The organism is Pseudomonas sp. R84, assembly GCF_009834515.1.
Lineage (GTDB): Bacteria > Pseudomonadota > Gammaproteobacteria > Pseudomonadales > Pseudomonadaceae > Aquipseudomonas.
The window spans coordinates 80,323-99,363 of sequence record NZ_CP019426.1 but is presented as its reverse complement, the minus strand read 5'-3'; the positions used below and the strand labels follow the sequence as shown (position 1 = coordinate 99,363).

Sequence of the window (19,041 nt, the reverse complement as noted above, 5' to 3'; positions counted from 1 at the left end):
CAGCTGTTTCAGTTGATTTACGTGTGCACATTGCAATTTCCCGTCGCTGTCTATACTCGCCAGTGAATGGAGTTAGCTGATGACGCCCGACTGCACCCGCAGCAAGGCCCGGCGATTCAAGTTCGTAGTCTGATGCAGCCGCTCCCTTGCCGCAGGCGAAAGCCGGCGGGATAACAAGAACGATAAGGGGAACCCGCAATGATGCGACATCCACACGTCTGGATGGGCCTCCTGTTGTGGTCGATTTTCAGTCCGGCGCACGCCGCATGGACTGTGAATATGGCGCCTGGAGCGACTGAAATCAGTCACGCAGTATTCGACCTGCACATGACCATTTTCTGGATCTGTGTGGTGATCGGGATCATCGTCTTCGGCGCCATGTTCTGGTCGATGATGGTGCACCGCCGTTCTACCGGGCAGGTCGCCGCAAAATTCCACGAAAGCACCACCGTCGAAATTCTCTGGACCGTCGTACCGTTCCTGATTCTGGTGGCGATGGCCGTGCCGGCGACCGCCACCCTGATCAAGATGTACGACACCAGTGAGCCGGATATCGATATCCAGATCACCGGTTACCAGTGGAAGTGGCACTACAAATACCTGGGCCAGGACGTCGAGTTCTTCAGCAACCTGGTCACCCCCGCCGAACAGATCCACAACAAGGAAACCAAGGGCGAGCATTACTTGCTCGAGGTCGACAAGCCGCTGGTGCTGCCGACTGGCGCCAAGGTGCGTTTCCTCGTGACCTCGGCCGACGTTATTCACTCGTGGTGGGTGCCGGCCTTCGCGGTGAAACGCGATGCGATCCCGGGATTCGTCAACGAGGCGTGGACGCGCATCGACAAGCCCGGCATTTACCGTGGCCAGTGCGCCGAACTGTGCGGCAAGGACCATGGCTTCATGCCGATCGTGGTCGAGGTCAAAGAGAAGGCCGACTACGACAAGTGGCTCGCCGAGCGCAAAGCCGAAGCCGCGCAGCTTAAAGAGCTGACCAGCAAGGAATGGACCCTCGAGGAACTCAAGGAACGTGGCGACAAGGTTTATCACACCACCTGCGTTGCCTGTCACCAGGCCGAAGGCCAAGGCCTGCCGCCGATGTTCCCGGCGCTCAAGGGCTCGAAAATTGCCACTGGCCCGATCAAGGATCACTTGAGCATTGTCTTCCACGGCAAGCCCGGCACCGCCATGGCGGCGTTCGGCAAGCAGCTGTCGGAAGTCGATATCGCAGCGGTCGTGACCTACGAACGTAACGCCTGGGGCAACAACAAGGGCGACATGGTCACGCCAAAAGAAGTGCTGGAGCTGAAACAGGCGGAAAGCAAATGAGCCGGTCTATCGCGTACCTCGTGAACCGGTCGGGGCAACGCGCCCCGGCCTGCCTCATTCACTCACGTAAAGGAGACCGGCCATGAGCGCTGTCATCGATGAGCACGGTCATGCCGACCACGCCCACGGCCCCGCCAAAGGCCTGATGCGCTGGGTGCTGACCACCAACCACAAGGACATCGGCACGCTGTACCTGTGGTTTGCGTTCTGCATGTTCCTGCTCGGCGGTACGTTCGCGATGGTGATTCGCGCCGAACTGTTCCAACCAGGGCTGCAGATCGTCGAACCGGCGTTCTTCAACCAGATGACCACCATGCACGGTCTGGTGATGGTCTTCGGTGCGGTGATGCCGGCCTTCGTCGGCCTCGCCAACTGGATGATCCCGTTGATGATCGGCGCGCCGGACATGGCCCTGCCGCGGATGAACAACTTCAGCTTCTGGCTGCTGCCGGCGGCGTTCCTGATCCTCGTGTCGACCCTGTTCACCCCCGGTGGCGGGCCGAACTTCGGCTGGACGTTCTATGCGCCGCTGTCGACGACGTATGCACCGGAAAGCGTGACCTTCTTTATCTTCGCCATCCACTTGATGGGCATCAGTTCGATCATGGGCGCGATCAACGTGGTCGCGACCATCCTCAACCTGCGCGCTCCCGGCATGACCCTGATGAAAATGCCGCTGTTCGTCTGGACCTGGCTGATCACCGCGTTTCTGCTGATCGCGGTGATGCCGGTGCTGGCCGGGTGCGTGACGATGATGCTGATGGACATCCACTTCGGCACCAGTTTCTTCAGTGCTGCCGGTGGCGGTGACCCGGTGCTGTTCCAGCATGTGTTCTGGTTCTTCGGGCATCCCGAGGTGTACATCATGATCCTGCCAGCCTTCGGCGCCGTCAGCTCGATCATTCCGACCTTCTCGCGCAAGCCGCTGTTCGGCTACACCTCGATGGTCTACGCGACGGCGAGCATCGCCTTCCTGTCGTTCATTGTCTGGGCGCACCACATGTTCGTGGTCGGCATTCCGCTGGTGGGCGAGCTGTTCTTCATGTACGCCACGCTGCTGATCGCGGTGCCGACCGGGGTGAAGGTGTTCAACTGGGCCAGCACCATGTGGCAAGGCTCGCTGACCTTCGAGACGCCGATGCTTTTCGCCGTGGCGTTCGTGATCCTGTTCTCCATCGGCGGTTTCTCCGGATTGATGCTGGCGATCGCCCCGGCGGACTTCCAGTACCAGGACACCTACTTTGTGGTCGCGCACTTCCACTACGTGCTGGTGCCGGGGGCGATCTTCGGCATCTTCGCTTCGACCTACTACTGGCTGCCGAAATGGACCGGCCACATGTACGACGAAACCCTCGGCAAGCTGCATTTCTGGCTGTCGTTTGTCGGCATGAACCTGACCTTCTTCCCGATGCACTTCGTCGGTCTTGCGGGGATGCCTCGGCGGATTCCGGACTACAACCTGCAGTTCGCCGACTTCAACATGGTCTCCTCGATTGGCGCGTTCATGTTTGGCGCGACGCAGATTTTCTTCTTGTTCATCGTGATCAAGACCATTCGCGGCGGCCCGCCAGCACCGGCCAAGCCTTGGGATGGTGCGGAAGGTCTGGAGTGGAGCGTGCCGTCACCGGCGCCTTATCACACCTTCACCACACCGCCGGAAGTGAAATGAACACAGATCTCCCTGTGGGAGCGAGCCTGCTCGCGAAGAACGATGACGCGGTTCATCTGGTGCACCGAGTTGTCTGCTTCGCGAGCAAGCTCGCTTCCACAAGGGATCTGGTGAGAGGCATGAACCATGGCTGACTCGATCTCGCTGAAAAAACTGGTCACCCGCCTGCTCGGGGTGGTGGTGGCGATGTTTGTCTTCGGCTTTGCCCTGGTGCCGATCTACGACGTGATGTGCAAGGCCTTCGGCATCAATGGCAAGACCGGTGGGCAGTACGAGGGTGAGCAGGTGGTCGACACTTCGCGCCAGGTGCGCGTGCAGTTCCTGTCGACCAACACCGCCGACATGCCATGGGACTTCTACCCCAAGCACGACGAACTCACCGCCAACCCCGGCGCAGTCAACGAGATGATTTTCATCGCGCGCAATCCCACCGACAAACCGATGAGTGCGCAAGCCGTGCCGAGTATCGCGCCGAGCAACGCGGCGGCGTATTTCCACAAGACCGAATGCTTTTGCTTTACCCAGCAGGTGCTGCAGCCCGGTCAGCAGATCGAGATGCCGGTGCGTTTCATTGTTGACCGCGACATGCCCAAGGAAGTGAAGCACCTGACGCTGTCCTACACGCTGTTCGATATCACCGCCCGACATCCGCCGGTGGCTGTAAACACTGGCGGTTGAGCGTGCCCGATAAGGAGAACAATAAATGGCAACTCATGAGCATTATTACGTTCCGGCCCAGAGCAAATGGCCGATCATCGCCACCTTCGGCATGGCCATCACCGTTTACGGCCTGGCCGTCTGGTTCAACGATCTGAAGGCGACGCGCCCGGAATCCCACGGCCCGTACATCTTTTTCGTCGGCAGCCTGTTGCTGGCGTACATGCTGTTCGGCTGGTTCGGGGCGGTGATCAAGGAAAGCCGCGCGGGCCTTTACAGCGCGCAGCTGGATCGCTCGTTTCGCTGGGGCATGAGTTGGTTCATCTTCTCCGAGGTGATGTTCTTCGTCGCCTTCTTCGGCGCGCTGTTCTACGTGCGCCACGTCTCCGGGCCGGCGCTCGGTGGCGAAGGAACGAAAGGCCTCGCCCATATGCTCTGGCCGAACTTCCAGTTCACCTGGCCGCTGCTGCACACGCCGGATCCGAAACTGTTCCCGCCGCCCAAGGACGTCATCAGCCCGTGGGGCCTACCGCTGATCAACACGATTCTGCTGGTCAGCTCCAGCGTGACCATCACCATCGCCCACCATGCCTTGAAGAAGGGCCATCGCGGCGCGCTGAAAATCTGGCTGGCGATAACTGTGCTGCTCGGCTGCGCGTTTCTTGGCTTCCAGGCTGAGGAATACATTCACGCCTATCACGAACTGGGCCTGACCCTCGGTTCGGGCATTTATGGCGCGACGTTCTTCATGCTCACCGGGTTCCACGGCGCCCACGTAACCATCGGCACGATCATTCTGTTTGTGATGCTGATGCGCATCATGAAGGGCCATTTCGACAACGAACATCAGTTCGGTTTCGAAGCGGCGAGCTGGTATTGGCACTTCGTCGACGTGGTGTGGATCGGCCTGTTTATCTTCGTTTATGTGCTCTAACAACAGCTGCAAGCCACAACAAAAGCTGCGAGCTGCAAGCTTCAAGGCAAAACGGTAAGGCTTTTAACTTGTAGCTTGCCGCTTGCCACTTGCAGCGAGTGTCTACCACGTCACGTGGGACACCAGTTGGCCGCTGTAAAAGCCCCAGGCAATCAAGCCGACGGTGGCAGCGGCCAATGCCACCCGAACACTCAAGGCGATGACCAGGCGATTCGAGCTGCTGTCGTCCTTGACCAGGAAAAACAGGCCGCTGAACAGGCTGATCACCGTGGCAATCAGCATCAGGACGATCGCTGTTTTGAGCATGGGAAGAACTCCGGGGGACAGGCGATGCAATTGAGTATAGCGAGCGCAACGACTGACTTTGTGGCGCAGCCATGAAGCGTTTTCGCCCGGGCGTGATACCGACCGTGATGGTGGCGCTTTTGCTGCCGCTGCTGGTGTCGCTGGGCTTCTGGCAACTGAGCCGGGGCGCCGAGAAAACCGCCCTGCTCGCCAGTTACGCCGAACGCCGCGCCGCCGAACCGATGGCCAGCACTCAGTTGCTAAGCGGCGCCGATCCGGCCTATCGCCGCGTGCATCTGCACGGCCAGTTCGATGCCGCGCACAGTTTGCTGCTGGATAACCGCCAGCGTAACGGCAAGGTCGGCGTCGAGTTGCTGCAACCCTTTCAGGATCAACGCACCGGATTGTGGCTGCTGGTCAATCGCGGCTGGCTGCCGTGGCCGGATCGCCGCGTGCCGCCACAATTCACTACGCCCAGTGAAGCGTTGAATGTCGATGCCTGGGTCTACGTCGCCCCTGGCGCCACTTTTCAGTTGCACGCCGACCCGGTCAGCAGCACCTGGCCGCAAACCATCACTGCCGTCGAACCCGTCAAGCTGTGGAAAACCCTTGAGCGCGACGGCTTCACCTACGAATTACGCGCCGAATCCGGCCCGGCCAGCTACGAGGCCGATTGGCCGGTGGTCGCCATGGGCCCGGAAAAACACCTCGGTTACGCCGTGCAGTGGTTCGCCATGGCCACCGCCCTGCTCGGCCTCTACGTCTATTTGGGCTTGCACAACGCAAAGGAGAACCACCATGGGAACGGCCATGAATCCACCCAGCATGTCTGAGGCGAAGCCTGCCGCCCCCCGTCGTCGCGGGCGCATTCAGTTATTGCTGATTGTGCTTGGCGTGATCGGGCCGATGGTGCTCGCCACCGGCATGTACAAATTGCAGTTCTGGGTGCCAGAAGGTCGCAGCTATCACGGCGAACTGATCGGCAACGGCCAGACCCGCGCCGACCTCGGCGTGCAAGCGGAGGAAGAGCGCTGGCAGATACTGGTCACCGCACCGAAAGAATGCGCGGTGGACTGCCAGCAACTGGTGTATCTGGCGCGGCAGATCCAGATCGGCCTCGGTCGCGATGCCGGCCGCGCAAGCCACGCCCTTGCTGCTGCGCAACCGGTGAGCGCTGATTACGACGCCAAGCTGACCCGCGAATATCCGCAACTGCAACGCTACCCGCTGGACGCCGGTGTGTTCAGCAAGACAACCGGCGACAAAGCCACGCCGCAACTGTGGATCATCGACCCTCACGGCAATCTCGTACTGCGTTACGAGCCGAATGTAAAAGGCAAGGATCTGCTCAACGACCTGCGGCACCTGCTGAAACTGTCGAACATCGGATAAGGGCATCGTCATGGCCAAACCTGGATTTCGCCTCGCGCTGTTTGCCACCCTGCTGGCACTTATTGTGGTGCTGCTCGGCGCCTACACGCGCCTGACCCACGCTGGCCTCGGCTGTCCGGACTGGCCGGGCTGCTACGGGTTTATCAGCGTGCCGAAAAGCGAAGCCCAACTGGCCCATGCCGAACTGCATTACCCCGACTCGCCAGTGGAGACGCACAAGGGCTGGAACGAGATGATCCACCGCTATTTCGCCGGCACCCTCGGCCTGCTTATTTCGATTCTGGCCGGACGCGCGTGGGTTAACCGTCGTCATCCGGGGCAGCCGTTGAAACTGCCGCTGTTTCTGCTGGCTGTCGTGATCGCACAAGCGGCGTTCGGCATGTGGACGGTGACGCTCAAGCTTTGGCCGCAGGTGGTCACCGGGCATTTGCTCGGCGGGTTTGCGACCTTGAGTCTGCTGTTTTTGCTGACGTTGCGATTGTCCGGAGTGTTGCCGGCGCTGACCGTGCCCAAGCGTTTGCAGTATTGGGCGACGGCGGGATTGTTGTTGGTGATTGGCCAGATCGCGCTGGGTGGCTGGGTCAGTTCCAACTACGCGGCGGTGGCCTGCATCGACTTCCCGACCTGCCACGGGCAATGGCTGCCACCGGCGGATTTCGCCAACGGTTTTCACCTGACCCAGCACATCGGCCCGAATTATCTGGGTGGGCAACTCGACAGCGATGCACGCACGGCGATTCACCTGACTCATCGTATCGGCGCGCTGCTGGTGACGCTGGTGCTGCTCGGTCTCGCTTGGCAATTGAAAGTGGTTGGCATGACGCGGTTGGCCGGTCTTGTGTTGATTGCCCTCGCGGCGCAGATCACCCTCGGCATCAGTAACGTGCTGTTCCATCTGCCGCTGCCGGTGGCGGTCGCGCATAACGCTGGCGGTGCGGCGCTGTTGCTGACCATGGTGCTGGTCAATTACCACGCGCGCACCAGTCTGGTTCGGGTCAAGCAACCGGTGCTCGCGCGCTGGCGCTTGAGCCCGCGCAAACATTCCGCCGCGCCCATCACTATTAAAGGAGAAACGCCGTGGCGATTCTGATTGGCGAACGTCCGCATCAGGCGATCTGGCGTGATTACCTGGAGCTGACCAAACCGAAAGTCGTGGTGCTGATGCTGATCACCTCGCTGGTCGGCATGTTCCTCGCGACCCGCGCCGGGGTGCCGTGGACGGTACTGGTGTTCGGTAATCTGGGCATTGCGTTGTGTGCCGGTGGCGCGGCGGCGGTCAATCATGTGGTCGATCGGCGCATCGATGCGGTGATGGCACGCACGCATAAACGGCCCCTCGCTGAAGGACGGGTTTCGCCGGCGGCGGCGCTGACGTTTGCACTGGTGCTGGCGTTGCTCGGTCAGGCCCTGTTGCTGACTTTCACCAATCCGCTGACCGCTTGGCTGACCTTGGCCTCACTGCTCGGTTATGCGGTGATCTACACCGGTTTCCTCAAACGCGCGACGCCGCAGAACATCGTCATCGGTGGCCTCGCCGGCGCCGCACCGCCGCTGCTTGGCTGGACCGCTGCCACCGGCCACGTCAGCGCCGAACCGTTGTTGCTGGTGCTGATCATCTTCGCCTGGACGCCGCCGCACTTCTGGGCGCTGGCGATTCATCGCAAAGAGGAATACGCCAAGGCCGACATCCCGATGCTGCCGGTCACCCACGGCGAGCACTACACCAAGGTGCATATTCTGCTGTACACGTTTGCGCTGCTGGCGGTGAGTCTGCTGCCATACGTGATCCACATGAGCGGTGTGCTCTACCTGATCTGCGCTCTCGGTCTGGGCGCAAGGTTTCTGCAATGGGCCGTGGTGCTGTACCGTGGCACTCGGCCGCACGCGGCGATCAACACCTTCAAGTACTCTATTTGGTACTTGTTTTTGCTGTTCATTGCCCTGCTCGTAGACCACTACTTACTGTTGAACCTATGACTCGAACCCAGAAAACCGTCTTCATCCTCGTCGCCGTGATCGCGCTGATCCTCGGCCTGACCGTCAACAAAGTGCTGAGCGGCAAGGGCCAGGGCGACCCGACGGCGCTGATCGACGCCGGCATTATCCTGCTGCCGCAGAGCCGTAATCTGCCGGACGTGACGATGACCGATCAGGACGGCAAACCGGTGGCGATCAATGAGCTCAAAGGTAAGTGGAGTCTGCTGTTTTTCGGCTACACCTTCTGCCCGGACATCTGCCCGACCACCCTCGCCCAGTTGCGGCAGATCAAGAGTGAACTGCCCAAGGACGCTGTGGACAAGTTGCAGATCGTGCTGGTCAGCGTTGACCCGAACCGCGATAACCCCAAGCAGTTGAAGCAGTATCTGGGTTACTTCGATCCGCAGTTTGTTGGCCTGACGCCGACCTCGATTGAAGAGCTGCAGAAGGTGGCGAATGCGGTGAGTATTCCGTTTATTCCGGCGGATACCAGTAAGCCGAATTACACCGTCGACCATAGCGGCAATCTGGCAGTGATCGGGCCGGACGGGACGCAGCGTGGGTTTATTCGAGCGCCGTTGAATAACGCCAAACTGGTTGCGCAACTCCCGGTCATGCTTAATCGCAAGTAATCGCCTAAAGGCAAAAGCCCCTCACCCTAGCCCTCTCCCAGAGGGAGAGGGAACTGATTGGGGGATATTCAAGAGTTACGCCGACCTGAAAGTTATCCGCTGAATCCATAATCAACTCGGTCTGTCAGGTCGATGTAGAACGCAAGACACCTCGGTCGGCCCCCTCTCCCTCCGGGAGAGGGCTGGGGTGAGGGGAAGCTTCACAGCAGGTCCAAAGCCCAACACCAGACACAAAAAAGGGGACGCCATTAGCGTCCCCTTTTTCATTGCAGCCAGCCCAATCAGAACGCCGGCAGCACCGCGCCTTTGTACTTCTCGGTAATGAACTTCTTCACTTCCGGGCTGTGCAGCGCAGCAGCGAGTTTCTTCATCGCGTCGCTGTCCTTGTTGTCCGCGCGGGACACGAGGATGTTCACGTACGGCGAATCATTACCTTCAATCACCAGCGCATCCTTGGACGGATCAAGCTTGGCTTCCAGCGCGTAGTTGGTGTTGATCAGTGCCAGATCAACCTGAGTCAGCACGCGCGGGATGGTCGCGGCTTCCAGTTCACGGATTTTCAGGTCTTTCGGATTTGTCGCAATGTCTTTGACGGTCGACAGGATGTTGGTCGGATCCTTCAAAGTGATCACGCCAGCCTTGGCCAGCAGCAACAGCGCGCGGCCGCCGTTGGTGGCGTCGTTCGGGATCACCACGTTGGCGCCGCTTGGCAGATCCTTCAGGTCCTTGAGCTTGCTCGAGTAAGCGCCCAGCGGCTCCAGGTGCACACCGGTCACGGCAACCAGACTAGTGCCCTTGGCCTTGTTGAACTCATCGAGATACGGCTGGTGCTGGAAGAAGTTGGCGTCCAGACGCTTTTCCGCGACCTGTACGTTCGGCTGAATGTAGTCGGTGAACACCTTGACCTTCAGCTCCACGCCTTCTTTGGCCAGCGCCGGTTTCACGAACTCGAGGATTTCTGCGTGCGGCACCGGGGTGGCAGCAACGGTCAGGGTTTCGGCATGGGCCGAGAATGCCGCAACGGCAGCGAATGCAGCGATCAGTTTTTTCATTCAGCTAACTCCTTTTCAAAGCGCCCGTCTGGCGCCTGCCAGCGAATGGCCGGCTCATCTCTTGATTACAAAAACCGGTTATTTGCGCGAGAAATGCACGACCAGTCGATCACCGACCATCTGCAGCACTTGCACCAGTATCAGCAGCAACACCACGGTGACGATCATCACGTCAGTCTGGAAACGCTGATAGCCGAAACGGATCGCCAGGTCACCCAGACCACCGGCACCGACCACACCGGCCATCGCCGTGTAGGACACCAGTGTAATCGCCGTCACCGTAATCGCCGCGAAGATGCCCGGACGGGCTTCCGGCAGCAGAGCGTTGATGATGATCTGCCGCGTGGTCGCGCCCATCGACTGGGTCGCTTCGATGATGCCGCGATCGACTTCACGCAGCGCGGTTTCCACCAGACGCGCAAAGAACGGCGTCGCACCCACAACCAATGGCGGAATCGCACCGGCCACGCCCAGCGACGTGCCGGTGATCAGCACGGTGAACGGGATCATCACGATCAACAGAATAATGAACGGCAGCGAACGCAGGATGTTCACCGCCAGCGACATGAACGCGTAGAGGCCACGGTTTTCCAGCAACTGACGCGGGCTGCAGAGGAACAGCAACACGCCCAGCGGCAGGCCGAGCAACACGGTGAACAGCAGCGAACCACCGAGCATCAGCATGGTGTCACCGGTGGCCAGCCAGATTTCGTACCAGTCGATATTGGTGAAGAAACTGATCAGGTCTTCCATTAGCGCAATACCTCCATGTGAACGTCAGCGGCGGTGAAGCGGGCGAAGGCCGCTTCCATGTCGCCACCGGTGACGGCGAGGGTCAATTGCCCGTACGGAATGTCTTTGATGCGGTCGATGCGACCGGCAAGGATGCTGTAGTCGACGCCGGTTTCCCGGGCGACGGTACCGAGCAGCGGCGCGTAGGTCGCTTCGCCCTGGAAGGTCAGACGCACGATGCGGCCCGGCACGTGAGCGAAGTCATCGCGCTGCTCGCTTTCGTCGATCTGCTCGCTTTCCTGAACAAAGCGTTTGGTGGTCGGGTGCTTCGGATGCAGGAACACATCGGCCACCGAACCTTGCTCGACGATTACGCCGGCATCCATCACCGCGACTTGATCGCAGACGCGACGGATGACATCCATCTCGTGGGTGATCAGGACGATGGTCAGTTTCAGTTCGCGGTTGATCTCGGCCAGCAATTGCAGAACCGACGCGGTGGTCTGCGGGTCGAGGGCACTGGTGGCCTCGTCGCACAGCAGAATCTTCGGCTTGGTCGCCAGGGCGCGGGCGATGCCGACGCGCTGCTTCTGGCCGCCGGACAATTGCGCCGGGTACTTCTTGGCGTGGGCAGACAGACCGACTCGCGCCAGCAACTCGGCAACGCGCTTGTCGATGTCACTGCTCGACAGTTCGCCGGCCAGGGTCAGCGGCAACGCAACGTTGTCGGCCACGGTCTTGGAGGCAAGCAGGTTGAAGTGCTGGAAGATCATCCCGACTTGCTGGCGGAAACGGCGCAGGCCGTTGGCATCCAGCGCGGTGACTTCTTCGCCGTCGACGTAGATCTTGCCGCCACTGGAGTCTTCCAGGCGATTGATCAGACGCAGCAGGGTACTTTTGCCCGCACCGGAATGGCCGATCAGGCCGAACACCTGCCCGTTCTCGATAGAGAGACTGGTCGGGTGCAGCGCGGGAATGTCCTTACCGGCGACGCGGTAAGTCTTGTGGACGTTTTGAAACTCGATCACGTAGCGAACCTTGTGGGGCGCGTTAGAAAAGGATCAGCGGTTAGCCGGGCGCGCATTTTAGCCTGTCCGTATAGAGGTTCTTAGCATTTATTTCGCAATTAACCTTCGATTTGGCAATAACAAGATCAAAGGTCATAAAAAAGGAACGTCCAAAGCAGCCCATCAGTCACTAAGTAAGCGACTTGAAAACCCTGGGTGCCGTGCCCGGGAACCACTCAAGAGTCCCCGGCAAACCACGGGGTCAACCGAGGAGTTTACGACTGATGAGCAAGAAGCCTACGACCGATAAAAGCCAGATGGCCGGTACCGATGCCCCGGATCGTGCCAACACCAACGCCAAACTCGACAGCCTGGAAAAGTTTCGCTCCGATGCCACCGGCCAGGCGCTGCGCACCAACCAGGGCGTGAAGATCGCCGACAACCAGAACACCCTCAAGGCCGGCCCGCGTGGGCCGTCGCTGCTTGAAGACTTCATCATGCGGGAAAAGATCACGCATTTTGACCATGAGCGGATCCCGGAGCGCATCGTTCACGCCCGCGGCACCGGCGCGCATGGTTTCTTTCAGGCGTACGAGAACCATTCGACGCTGACCAAGGCCGGTTTCCTACAGGATCCGGGGAAAAAGACCCCGGTGTTCGTGCGCTTTTCCACCGTGCAGGGCCCGCGTGGCTCCGGCGACACCGTGCGTGACGTGCGTGGTTTCGCGGTGAAGTTCTTCACCGATGAAGGCAACTTCGACCTGGTCGGCAACAACATGCCGGTGTTTTTCATTCAGGACGCGATCAAGTTTCCCGATTTCGTCCACGCGGTGAAACCCGAGCCGCACAATGAAATTCCTACCGGCGGCTCGGCCCACGACACTTTCTGGGATTTCGTGTCCTTGGTGCCGGAGTCCGCGCACATGGTCATCTGGGCGATGTCCGACCGGGCGATCCCGAAAAGCCTGCGCAGCATGCAGGGCTTCGGCGTGCACACCTTCCGCCTGATCAACGCCGAGGGTAAATCGCGCTTCGTCAAATTCCACTGGCGCCCCACTGCCGGCACGTGCTCGCTGGTCTGGGACGAGGCGCAGAAGCTCGCCGGTAAAGACACCGACTACCATCGTCGCGACCTCTGGGAAGCGATCGAGATGGGCGATTACCCGGAATGGGAACTCGGCGTACAGGTCATCGAGGAGGAAAACGAGCACGACTTCGATTTCGACATCCTCGACCCGACCAAGCTGATCCCAGAAGAAATCGTGCCGATCACGCCGCTCGGCAAAATGACCCTGAACCGCAACCCGGACAATTTCTTTGCCGAGACCGAGCAGGTCGCGTTCTGCCCTGGCCACATCGTGCCGGGCATCGACTTCTCCAATGACCCGCTGCTGCAAGGCCGACTGTTTTCCTACACCGATACGCAAATCAGCCGACTCGGTGGGCCGAACTTTCATGAGCTGCCGATCAACCGCCCGGTCGCACCGTTTCATAACGGCCAGCGTGATGCCCAGCACCGCTCGGTGATCGACAAGGGGCGCGCTTCGTATGAGCCGAACTCGATTGATGGCGGCTGGCCGAAAGAAACCCCGCCGGCCGCGCAGGACGGTGGTTTCGAAAGTTATCCAGAGCGCATTGATGCGAACAAGATCCGCCAGCGCAGTGAGTCGTTCAGCGATCACTTCTCCCAAGCGACTCTGTTTTTCAACAGCATGAGCGATCACGAGAAGGAGCACATCATTGCCGCTTACAGCTTCGAGCTGGGCAAGGTTGAGCGCGAGTTCATCCGTGCGCGGGAAGTGAACGAGATTCTGGCCAACATCGATCTGGAACTGGCCAAGCGCGTGGCGGCTAATCTGGGTCTGCCTGCGCCGAGCAAAGGCACGGTGGATGTGCGCAAGGTGTCATTCGATCACTCGCCAGCACTGAGCCAGGCGAATCTGCTGCCGGAAAACATCAAGACACGAAAAGTGGCGATTCTTGCTGCTAACGGCGTCGATGGTGCGGCGATTGATGCGATGAAGAAGGCATTGGCGGCTGAAGGTGCGCATGCCAAGTTGCTGGGGCCGACTTCGGCGCCGGTGAAAACTGCGGACGGAAAAATGTTGCCTGTGGATGCTTCGATGGAAGGCATGCCGTCGGTTATTTTCGATGCGGTGTTTGTGCCGGGCGGTGCGGCGTCGGTGAAGGCGTTGAGCGGTGACGGCGTGGCGTTGCATTACCTGCTGGAGGCGTACAAGCATTTGAAGGCGATTGCGTTGCACGGGGATGCCAAGCAGTTGCAGGATCTGCTGAAACTGGAAGCGGATGCCGGGTTGTTGCAGGGCAAGGATGTACCGGCGCTAACCAAGCCGTTCTTTACGGCGATCGGGCAGCATCGGGTTTGGGATCGCGAGCCTAAGGCCAAGGCCATTCCAGCTTAAGATTTTTGCTGGCTGAGAGGACGCTTTCGCGAGCAGGCTCGCTCCCACATTGGGATTTTCAGTGAACACAATTCCTGTGATCGACGAAAATCTACTGTGGGAGCGAGCCTGCTCGCGAAGCTTTTTAGGGTTTACGCGGGCTCAGAACCATCTGCGCCGGCACTGTGCGCACGATTTGCTTCTCAATCTTCAGATCAAAATCCGGGTTCAGCTTCTTTACCCGTTTGGTCAGCAACGTCGACAACCATGGATAGTCATTCGTCCGTGGTGCCTGAATGGTCACCCCACACTCATAATTCACCACATCAGCAGCGATCGCATCCAGTTGACGGCGAAGTTTGCGACTATCGGTGATATTCAACGCAACCGTGGTGCTCTCTGCAGTCGGATCGATCACCTTGGCTTTCGGCTTCGCCTCGGCGGCCAGCAAGGCTGCTTCGGCCTTTTCCAGCTCAGCCTTGCGCGCTTCGGTGATGGCGCCGTTGACGCCACCGGTCAGCGCCGGCGCTTTGGGCATCAGCACGCGGGCACGGCTCAATGCTGTGGCGGCGGCATTCACATCACCCTTCTGCAACACGATCTGGCTGCGACGCAGATACGCTTCGGCAAGCTGCCGCTGGTACTGCTCAAGGGACTGATCGTTTGGGGCGTCTTTCTGCAAAGCAGCCAATTGGTCTTCAGCGGTGGCCAGTTCGCTGCTGGCCAGGCTTTGCTCCAGCTGTGCGATGGCCGTAGCCCGCGCATCGGGGGCTTCAACCACCGGTGGGGTACTTTGGCAGGCGCCCAGCAGCACTGAAAATGCGACAAGGAGCAGATAACGGGAGGCGAACGGCTTCATTCCTGCGACTCTCTATTTGCGCAAAAAGCGGCCAAGTCTACACCCCACGACGGGGCAGAACAAAACTCAGCAGAAACAGTGCGGCCGCCGTCACAACGATTGACGGGCCTGCCGGGGTGTCCTTGAACCACGACAAGGCCAGCCCGCCACACACCGCGAGCATGCCCAGCAGGCTCGCGCCCAGTGCCATCTGCTCCGGCGAACGGGCGTGACGCTGTGCCGCAGCTGCCGGGATGATCAACAGTGAAGTAATCAGCAACACACCGACGATTTTCATCGCCACCGCGATCACCACCGCGATCAACAGCATCAGTGCCATGCGCAGGCCAGCGACCGGCAGGCCTTCGACTTTGGCCAACTCTTCGTGCACGGTAATCGCCAGCAATGGCCGCCACAGCGTCACCAGCAACACCAGCACCGCCGCGCTGCCGCCGAGGATCCACGCCAGATCAGTCGGGCTGATCGCCAGCAGGTCGCCGAACAGATAGGCCATCAGGTCGATCCGCACTTCATGCATGAAGCTTAGTACCACCAGACCGAGAGAGAGCGTGCTCGGTGCGAGAATTCCCAAAAGCGTGTCAGACGCCAGCGGTTGACGCTGTTGCAACGTGACCAGCAGCACCGCCAGCAACAGACAGCCTACGGTGACCGCAACGGTCGGGCTGACATCCAGCAAAAAGCCCAGCGCCACGCCGAGCAATGCGGCGTGGGACAGGGTATCGCCGAAATAGGCCATGCGCCGCCAGACCACGAACGAACCCAGCGGACCTGCAACGATCGCCAACGCCAGACCTGCAAGCAGGGCATACAACAGAAAATCAGCCATGCTTGCAGTTGTCTCCGTGAACGTGAGGCTGGCCAATGACCGGCCCTTTGACCACTGAACCGTGCAGGTCGTGAGCGTGGTCGTGATGATGGTGATAGACCGCCAGGCTCTGCGCGTTCTTGCCGAACAGCTCAACGAACGCCGGATCGCCACTGACCTGCTCGGGATGCCCGGAGCAGCAGACGTGACGGTTGAGGCAGACCACCTGATCGGTGGTGCTCATCACCAGATGCAAATCGTGGGACACCATCAACACGCCGCAACCATGGCGATCGCGCAGACGGGTGATCAGGCTGTACAACTCGGCTTGCCCGGCGACGTCGACGCCCTGCACCGGCTCGTCGAGCACCAGCAATTCCGGTTCGCGCAGCAGCGCCCGAGCGAGCAGTACGCGCTGCATTTCCCCCCCGGAAACGCTCTGCACCGGGCTGTCGATGACGTGTTCGGCGCCGACTTCTTTCAATGCCGCCAGCGCACGCGGACGGTCAACGCCCGGCACCAGCCGCAGAAAGCGCAGCACCGACAGCGGCAAGGTCGGATCGACGTGAAGTTTTTGCGGCATGTAGCCAACGCGCAGCTTCGGCTTGCGCCAGACGCTGCCGCTGTCTGGTTTCAACAGCCCGAGCACGGCGCGCACCAGCGTGGTCTTGCCAGCGCCGTTGGGACCGATCAGGGTGACGATCTGCCCCGGCTCGACACTCAGCTCGATGTTGTCCAGCACAGTCTGCCCGGCAAACGTGACGGCGACCTGCTCCAGACGGATCAGCGCATTGCTCATCAAGCCCCCTGGCAACCGGAGCACAGGCCGACGACTTCGACGGTCTGCGCTTCGACGATGAAACCGACGTCTTTGGCGCTGTTGATGATCGCGTCGCTGATCACTTTTTGTTCAAGTTCGATGGCAGCGTGACAGTCACGGCAGATCAGGAACTGGCCCTGATGCGCGTGTTCCGGGTGTACGCAGCCGACGAAGGCGTTCAGCGAAGAGATGCGATGCACCAGGCCGTTTTCCAGGAGGAAATCCAGCGCGCGGTACACGGTCGGCGGCGCGGCGCGGCGGCCGTCCTGCTCGCTCAGCACCGCGAGAATATCGTAGGCGCCCAGTGGCTTGTGGCTCTGCCATACCAATTCCAGCACCCGGCGGCGCAACGCGGTCAGGCGCAAGCCTTTCTGGGCGCACAAGGTATCGGCCTCGGACAAAGCGCTGTGTACGCAATGAGAGTGGTCGTGGGGACGGCTGGCAATCGGTGTAATAGGCATGGGCGGCGACGAGTTTTGATAGAGACGTTATTATGTTACCCGTTCTCGCCTCCTTGAGTGGTCATCGTGTCCCGACTTTTTTCTGTTTTTGTGGCTTTTGTCGCCAGTTTTCTGCTGATCGGTTCGGCTCAGGCCGAGGTCAAAGTCCTCACCAGCATCAAACCGTTGCAGCTGATTGCAGCGGCCGTGCAGGACGGCGTGGCGGTTCCCGAAGTGCTGCTGCCGCCGGGTGCTTCGCCACACAATTACGCGCTGCGGCCATCCGACGTACGGAAGGTGCAGTCGGTGGATCTGCTCTACTGGATCGGCCCGGATATGGAAGGTTTCCTGCCGCGCGTGCTGAACGGTCGTACGCTGCCGAGCGTCGCCGTGCAGGATCTGCCAGGGATGAAACTGCGGCGTTTTGCCGAGGACAGCCATTCCCACACCGAAGACGCCGACGAGCATGATCACGATCACCGCCCGGGCACGCTGGATGCGCATTTGTGGTTATCGCCGGTGAATGCGCGGGTGATTGCCGACAAAATGGCCGCAGACCTCAGCGCCGCCGACCCGGCCAACGCCGCGCGCTATCAGAGCAACGCCAAGGCGTTCGACGAGCGTCTCGATGCACTGGATCAGCGTTTGAAGAAGCGTCTGGCCAGCGTTGAAGGCAAGCCGTACTTCGTCTTTCACGAGGCGTTTGATTATTTTGAAGAGGCTTATGGCCTGAAGCACACCGGCGTGTTCAGCGTTGCGGCGGAAGTGCAGCCGGGTGCGCAGCATGTTGCGGCGATGCGCAAGCGGTTGCAGGAAGTGGGCAAGACTTGCGTGTTCAGCGAGCCGCCGTTGCGCCCGCGTCTGGCCGAGACTTTGGTGGCCGGGCTGCCGGTGAAACTGGCTGAGCTGGATGCGTTGGGCGGGTACACCCCGGCGACGGCTCAGGGTTATGAGCAGGTTCTGGAAAAGCTCGGCAATGATCTGGCCGGGTGCCTGGAATCGTTGTAAGCCATAGAAAAAGATCGCAGCCTTCGGCAGCTCCTACAGGGGATTGATGTAAATCCTGTAGGAGATGCCGAAGGCTGCGATCTTTTGATCTTAAAGCGCGAAAGGCAAAGGTGTGTGCACCTGCTGCCGCTGCGCCAAGCGCTGCTCAAACTCCTGCGGATCGTGAATCAACACATCCTGCCCGGCGAACTGCTCCGCCGCGATCAATCGCGACAGCCAGAACCGCACACAGGCCACGCGCAGCATGGTCGGCCACAACTCGGCCTCCGCAGCCGTGAATGGCCGCAGCGCCGCGTAGGCGCCGAGAAACGCGCGGGCTCGCGGCCCATCGATCAAACCGTCCTCGTCCGAACACCAGTCATTCAAGGCAATCGCCACGTCATACAGCATCGGCCCCGAACAGGCGTTGTAGAAGTCGATCAGCCCGGTCAGGTGCGTGCCTTCGAACATCGCGTTATCGCGAAACAGGTCGGCATGAATATTCGCCCGCGGCAGCGCGAGAATCTTGTCTTTGCGCTCGGTGATTTCATCCAGCGCCTTTTGCAGCAGTGCACGCGGTTCATCGCTCAGGTGCGAAAGAAACTCCGTGCCCTCCTCCAGCATCCAGTCGAGGCCACGATCGGTCTTGCGCTTGATCATGCGCTCGCCCTGGGTCGCAAGGTGCAGATGCGCCTGCAATTCGCCAACCTGCGCGCAATGCTGAGCATTGGCGACTTTGATGTGCTTGCCGGACAGGCGCGGTTGCAACAGCGCCGGTTTGCCTTTCAGCTCACGCAACGCCACGCCGTCGGTGGTGCGCAGTGCATACGGCACCGGCAAGTCGGCTTCATGCAGCACGTCGAGCAGGTCGATGAAGAACGGCATCTCCTGCACCGGGCCGCGCTCAACCAGGGTCAGGACAAACTCGCCCTGCTCCAGGCTGATAAAGAAGTTGGTGTTTTCGCTGCCGGCGGCGATCCCCTGGAAATCAAGCAGACGGCCAAGCCCGTAAGGGGCGAGAAAGGTTTCCAGCTCGGGCCGAGCCAGGGGAGTGAACACAGACAT

At 60.2% G+C, this 19,041-nt stretch carries 20 protein-coding genes; 11 read left to right on the top strand and 9 right to left on the bottom strand.

Annotated features, from left to right (window positions below; translation table 11 throughout):
• The first annotated feature begins 198 nt into the window (after positions 1-198).
• From coxB to PspR84_RS00455, 4 genes are all read left to right on the top strand, one after another.
• Positions 199-1,326, top strand: a complete 1,128-nt coding sequence (gene coxB, locus PspR84_RS00470) for a cytochrome c oxidase subunit II (RefSeq protein WP_160054531.1) — start codon at positions 199-201, stop codon at positions 1,324-1,326.
• 82 nt (positions 1,327-1,408) lie between these two features.
• Positions 1,409-2,995 carry a cytochrome c oxidase subunit I gene (gene ctaD, locus PspR84_RS00465; RefSeq protein ID WP_160054529.1) on the top strand — a complete coding sequence of 529 codons (1,587 nt, stop codon included), beginning with the start codon at positions 1,409-1,411 and terminating at the stop codon, positions 2,993-2,995.
• A 126-nt stretch (positions 2,996-3,121) separates the two neighbouring features.
• Positions 3,122-3,673 (top strand): cytochrome c oxidase assembly protein, encoded by a 552-nt coding sequence (locus PspR84_RS00460; RefSeq protein WP_160054527.1) that lies wholly within the window; start codon positions 3,122-3,124, stop codon positions 3,671-3,673.
• Positions 3,674-3,698: 25 nt separating this feature from the next.
• A complete protein-coding gene (locus PspR84_RS00455) occupies positions 3,699-4,586 on the top strand; it encodes a cytochrome c oxidase subunit 3 (RefSeq protein WP_160054525.1) in 888 nt (295 codons plus the stop codon).
• A 102-nt stretch (positions 4,587-4,688) separates the two neighbouring features.
• On the opposite strand, the gene PspR84_RS00450 is transcribed toward PspR84_RS00455, so the two are convergent.
• A complete protein-coding gene (locus PspR84_RS00450) occupies positions 4,689-4,892 on the bottom strand; it encodes a twin transmembrane helix small protein (RefSeq protein ID WP_102902573.1) in 204 nt (67 codons plus the stop codon).
• A 71-nt stretch (positions 4,893-4,963) separates the two neighbouring features.
• Here PspR84_RS00450 and PspR84_RS00445 point away from each other — a divergent pair, with 71 nt between their 5' ends.
• The 5 genes from PspR84_RS00445 to PspR84_RS00425 are packed head-to-tail and all read left to right on the top strand — an operon-like array spanning position 4,964 to position 8,872.
• Positions 4,964-5,704 (top strand): SURF1 family protein, encoded by a 741-nt coding sequence (locus PspR84_RS00445; protein ID WP_160054523.1) that lies wholly within the window; start codon positions 4,964-4,966, stop codon positions 5,702-5,704.
• Positions 5,670-6,263, top strand: a complete 594-nt coding sequence (locus PspR84_RS00440; RefSeq protein WP_160054521.1) for a hypothetical protein — start codon at positions 5,670-5,672, stop codon at positions 6,261-6,263. The genes PspR84_RS00445 and PspR84_RS00440 overlap by 35 nt, the downstream gene beginning before the upstream one ends.
• A gap of 10 nt (positions 6,264-6,273) precedes the next feature.
• On the top strand, positions 6,274-7,353 hold the full coding sequence (locus PspR84_RS00435; RefSeq protein WP_160054519.1) for a COX15/CtaA family protein: 1,080 nt from the start codon (positions 6,274-6,276) through the stop codon (positions 7,351-7,353).
• A complete protein-coding gene (gene cyoE, locus PspR84_RS00430) occupies positions 7,341-8,240 on the top strand; it encodes a heme o synthase (RefSeq protein ID WP_160054517.1) in 900 nt (299 codons plus the stop codon). Before PspR84_RS00435 ends, cyoE begins: the two co-directional genes overlap by 13 nt.
• Positions 8,237-8,872 (top strand): SCO family protein, encoded by a 636-nt coding sequence (locus tag PspR84_RS00425; RefSeq protein WP_007911741.1) that lies wholly within the window; start codon positions 8,237-8,239, stop codon positions 8,870-8,872. The genes cyoE and PspR84_RS00425 overlap by 4 nt, the downstream gene beginning before the upstream one ends.
• Positions 8,873-9,153: 281 nt before the next feature.
• Here PspR84_RS00425 and PspR84_RS00420 read toward each other — a convergent pair whose 3' ends face one another.
• From PspR84_RS00420 to PspR84_RS00410, 3 genes are all read right to left on the bottom strand, one after another.
• Complete coding sequence (locus PspR84_RS00420; protein WP_095125096.1) at positions 9,154-9,924, bottom strand: MetQ/NlpA family ABC transporter substrate-binding protein; 771 nt, start codon at positions 9,922-9,924, stop codon at positions 9,154-9,156.
• A gap of 78 nt (positions 9,925-10,002) precedes the next feature.
• The gene (locus PspR84_RS00415) at positions 10,003-10,677 is read right to left on the bottom strand and encodes a methionine ABC transporter permease (RefSeq protein WP_160054515.1); all 675 of its coding nucleotides are present in this window, start codon (positions 10,675-10,677) and stop codon (positions 10,003-10,005) included.
• Positions 10,677-11,684: a methionine ABC transporter ATP-binding protein gene (locus PspR84_RS00410; protein WP_160054513.1), complete on the bottom strand. Its 1,008-nt coding sequence runs from the start codon at positions 11,682-11,684 to the stop codon at positions 10,677-10,679. Before PspR84_RS00410 ends, PspR84_RS00415 begins: the two co-directional genes overlap by 1 nt.
• Positions 11,685-11,944: 260 nt before the next feature.
• Between PspR84_RS00410 and katE the strand changes: the two genes are divergently transcribed.
• Positions 11,945-14,086, top strand: a complete 2,142-nt coding sequence (gene katE / locus PspR84_RS00405; RefSeq protein WP_160060036.1) for a catalase HPII — start codon at positions 11,945-11,947, stop codon at positions 14,084-14,086.
• A gap of 124 nt (positions 14,087-14,210) precedes the next feature.
• Here katE and PspR84_RS00400 read toward each other — a convergent pair whose 3' ends face one another.
• Genes PspR84_RS00400 through PspR84_RS00385 form a run of 4 tightly spaced genes read right to left on the bottom strand, consistent with a single transcriptional unit; the run spans position 14,211 to position 17,010 of the window.
• Entirely contained in the window at positions 14,211-14,924 is a 714-nt protein-coding gene (locus tag PspR84_RS00400) for a PA5502 family lipoprotein (protein WP_160054511.1), read from the bottom strand.
• 37 nt (positions 14,925-14,961) lie between these two features.
• A complete protein-coding gene (gene znuB, locus PspR84_RS00395; protein ID WP_007911758.1) occupies positions 14,962-15,750 on the bottom strand; it encodes a zinc ABC transporter permease subunit ZnuB in 789 nt (262 codons plus the stop codon).
• The gene (znuC, locus tag PspR84_RS00390) at positions 15,743-16,528 is read right to left on the bottom strand and encodes a zinc ABC transporter ATP-binding protein ZnuC (RefSeq protein ID WP_008081224.1); all 786 of its coding nucleotides are present in this window, start codon (positions 16,526-16,528) and stop codon (positions 15,743-15,745) included. The genes znuB and znuC overlap by 8 nt, the downstream gene beginning before the upstream one ends.
• A complete protein-coding gene (locus PspR84_RS00385) occupies positions 16,528-17,010 on the bottom strand; it encodes a Fur family transcriptional regulator (protein WP_007911760.1) in 483 nt (160 codons plus the stop codon). Before PspR84_RS00385 ends, znuC begins: the two co-directional genes overlap by 1 nt.
• A gap of 66 nt (positions 17,011-17,076) precedes the next feature.
• On the opposite strand from PspR84_RS00385, the gene znuA reads away from it, so the two are divergent.
• Positions 17,077-17,997 carry a zinc ABC transporter substrate-binding protein ZnuA gene (znuA, locus tag PspR84_RS00380; protein ID WP_174244423.1) on the top strand — a complete coding sequence of 307 codons (921 nt, stop codon included), beginning with the start codon at positions 17,077-17,079 and terminating at the stop codon, positions 17,995-17,997.
• A 90-nt stretch (positions 17,998-18,087) separates the two neighbouring features.
• On the opposite strand, the gene PspR84_RS00375 is transcribed toward znuA, so the two are convergent.
• Positions 18,088-19,041, bottom strand: coding sequence for a homoserine kinase (locus PspR84_RS00375; RefSeq protein ID WP_102902565.1), 954 nt, complete (start codon positions 19,039-19,041; stop codon positions 18,088-18,090).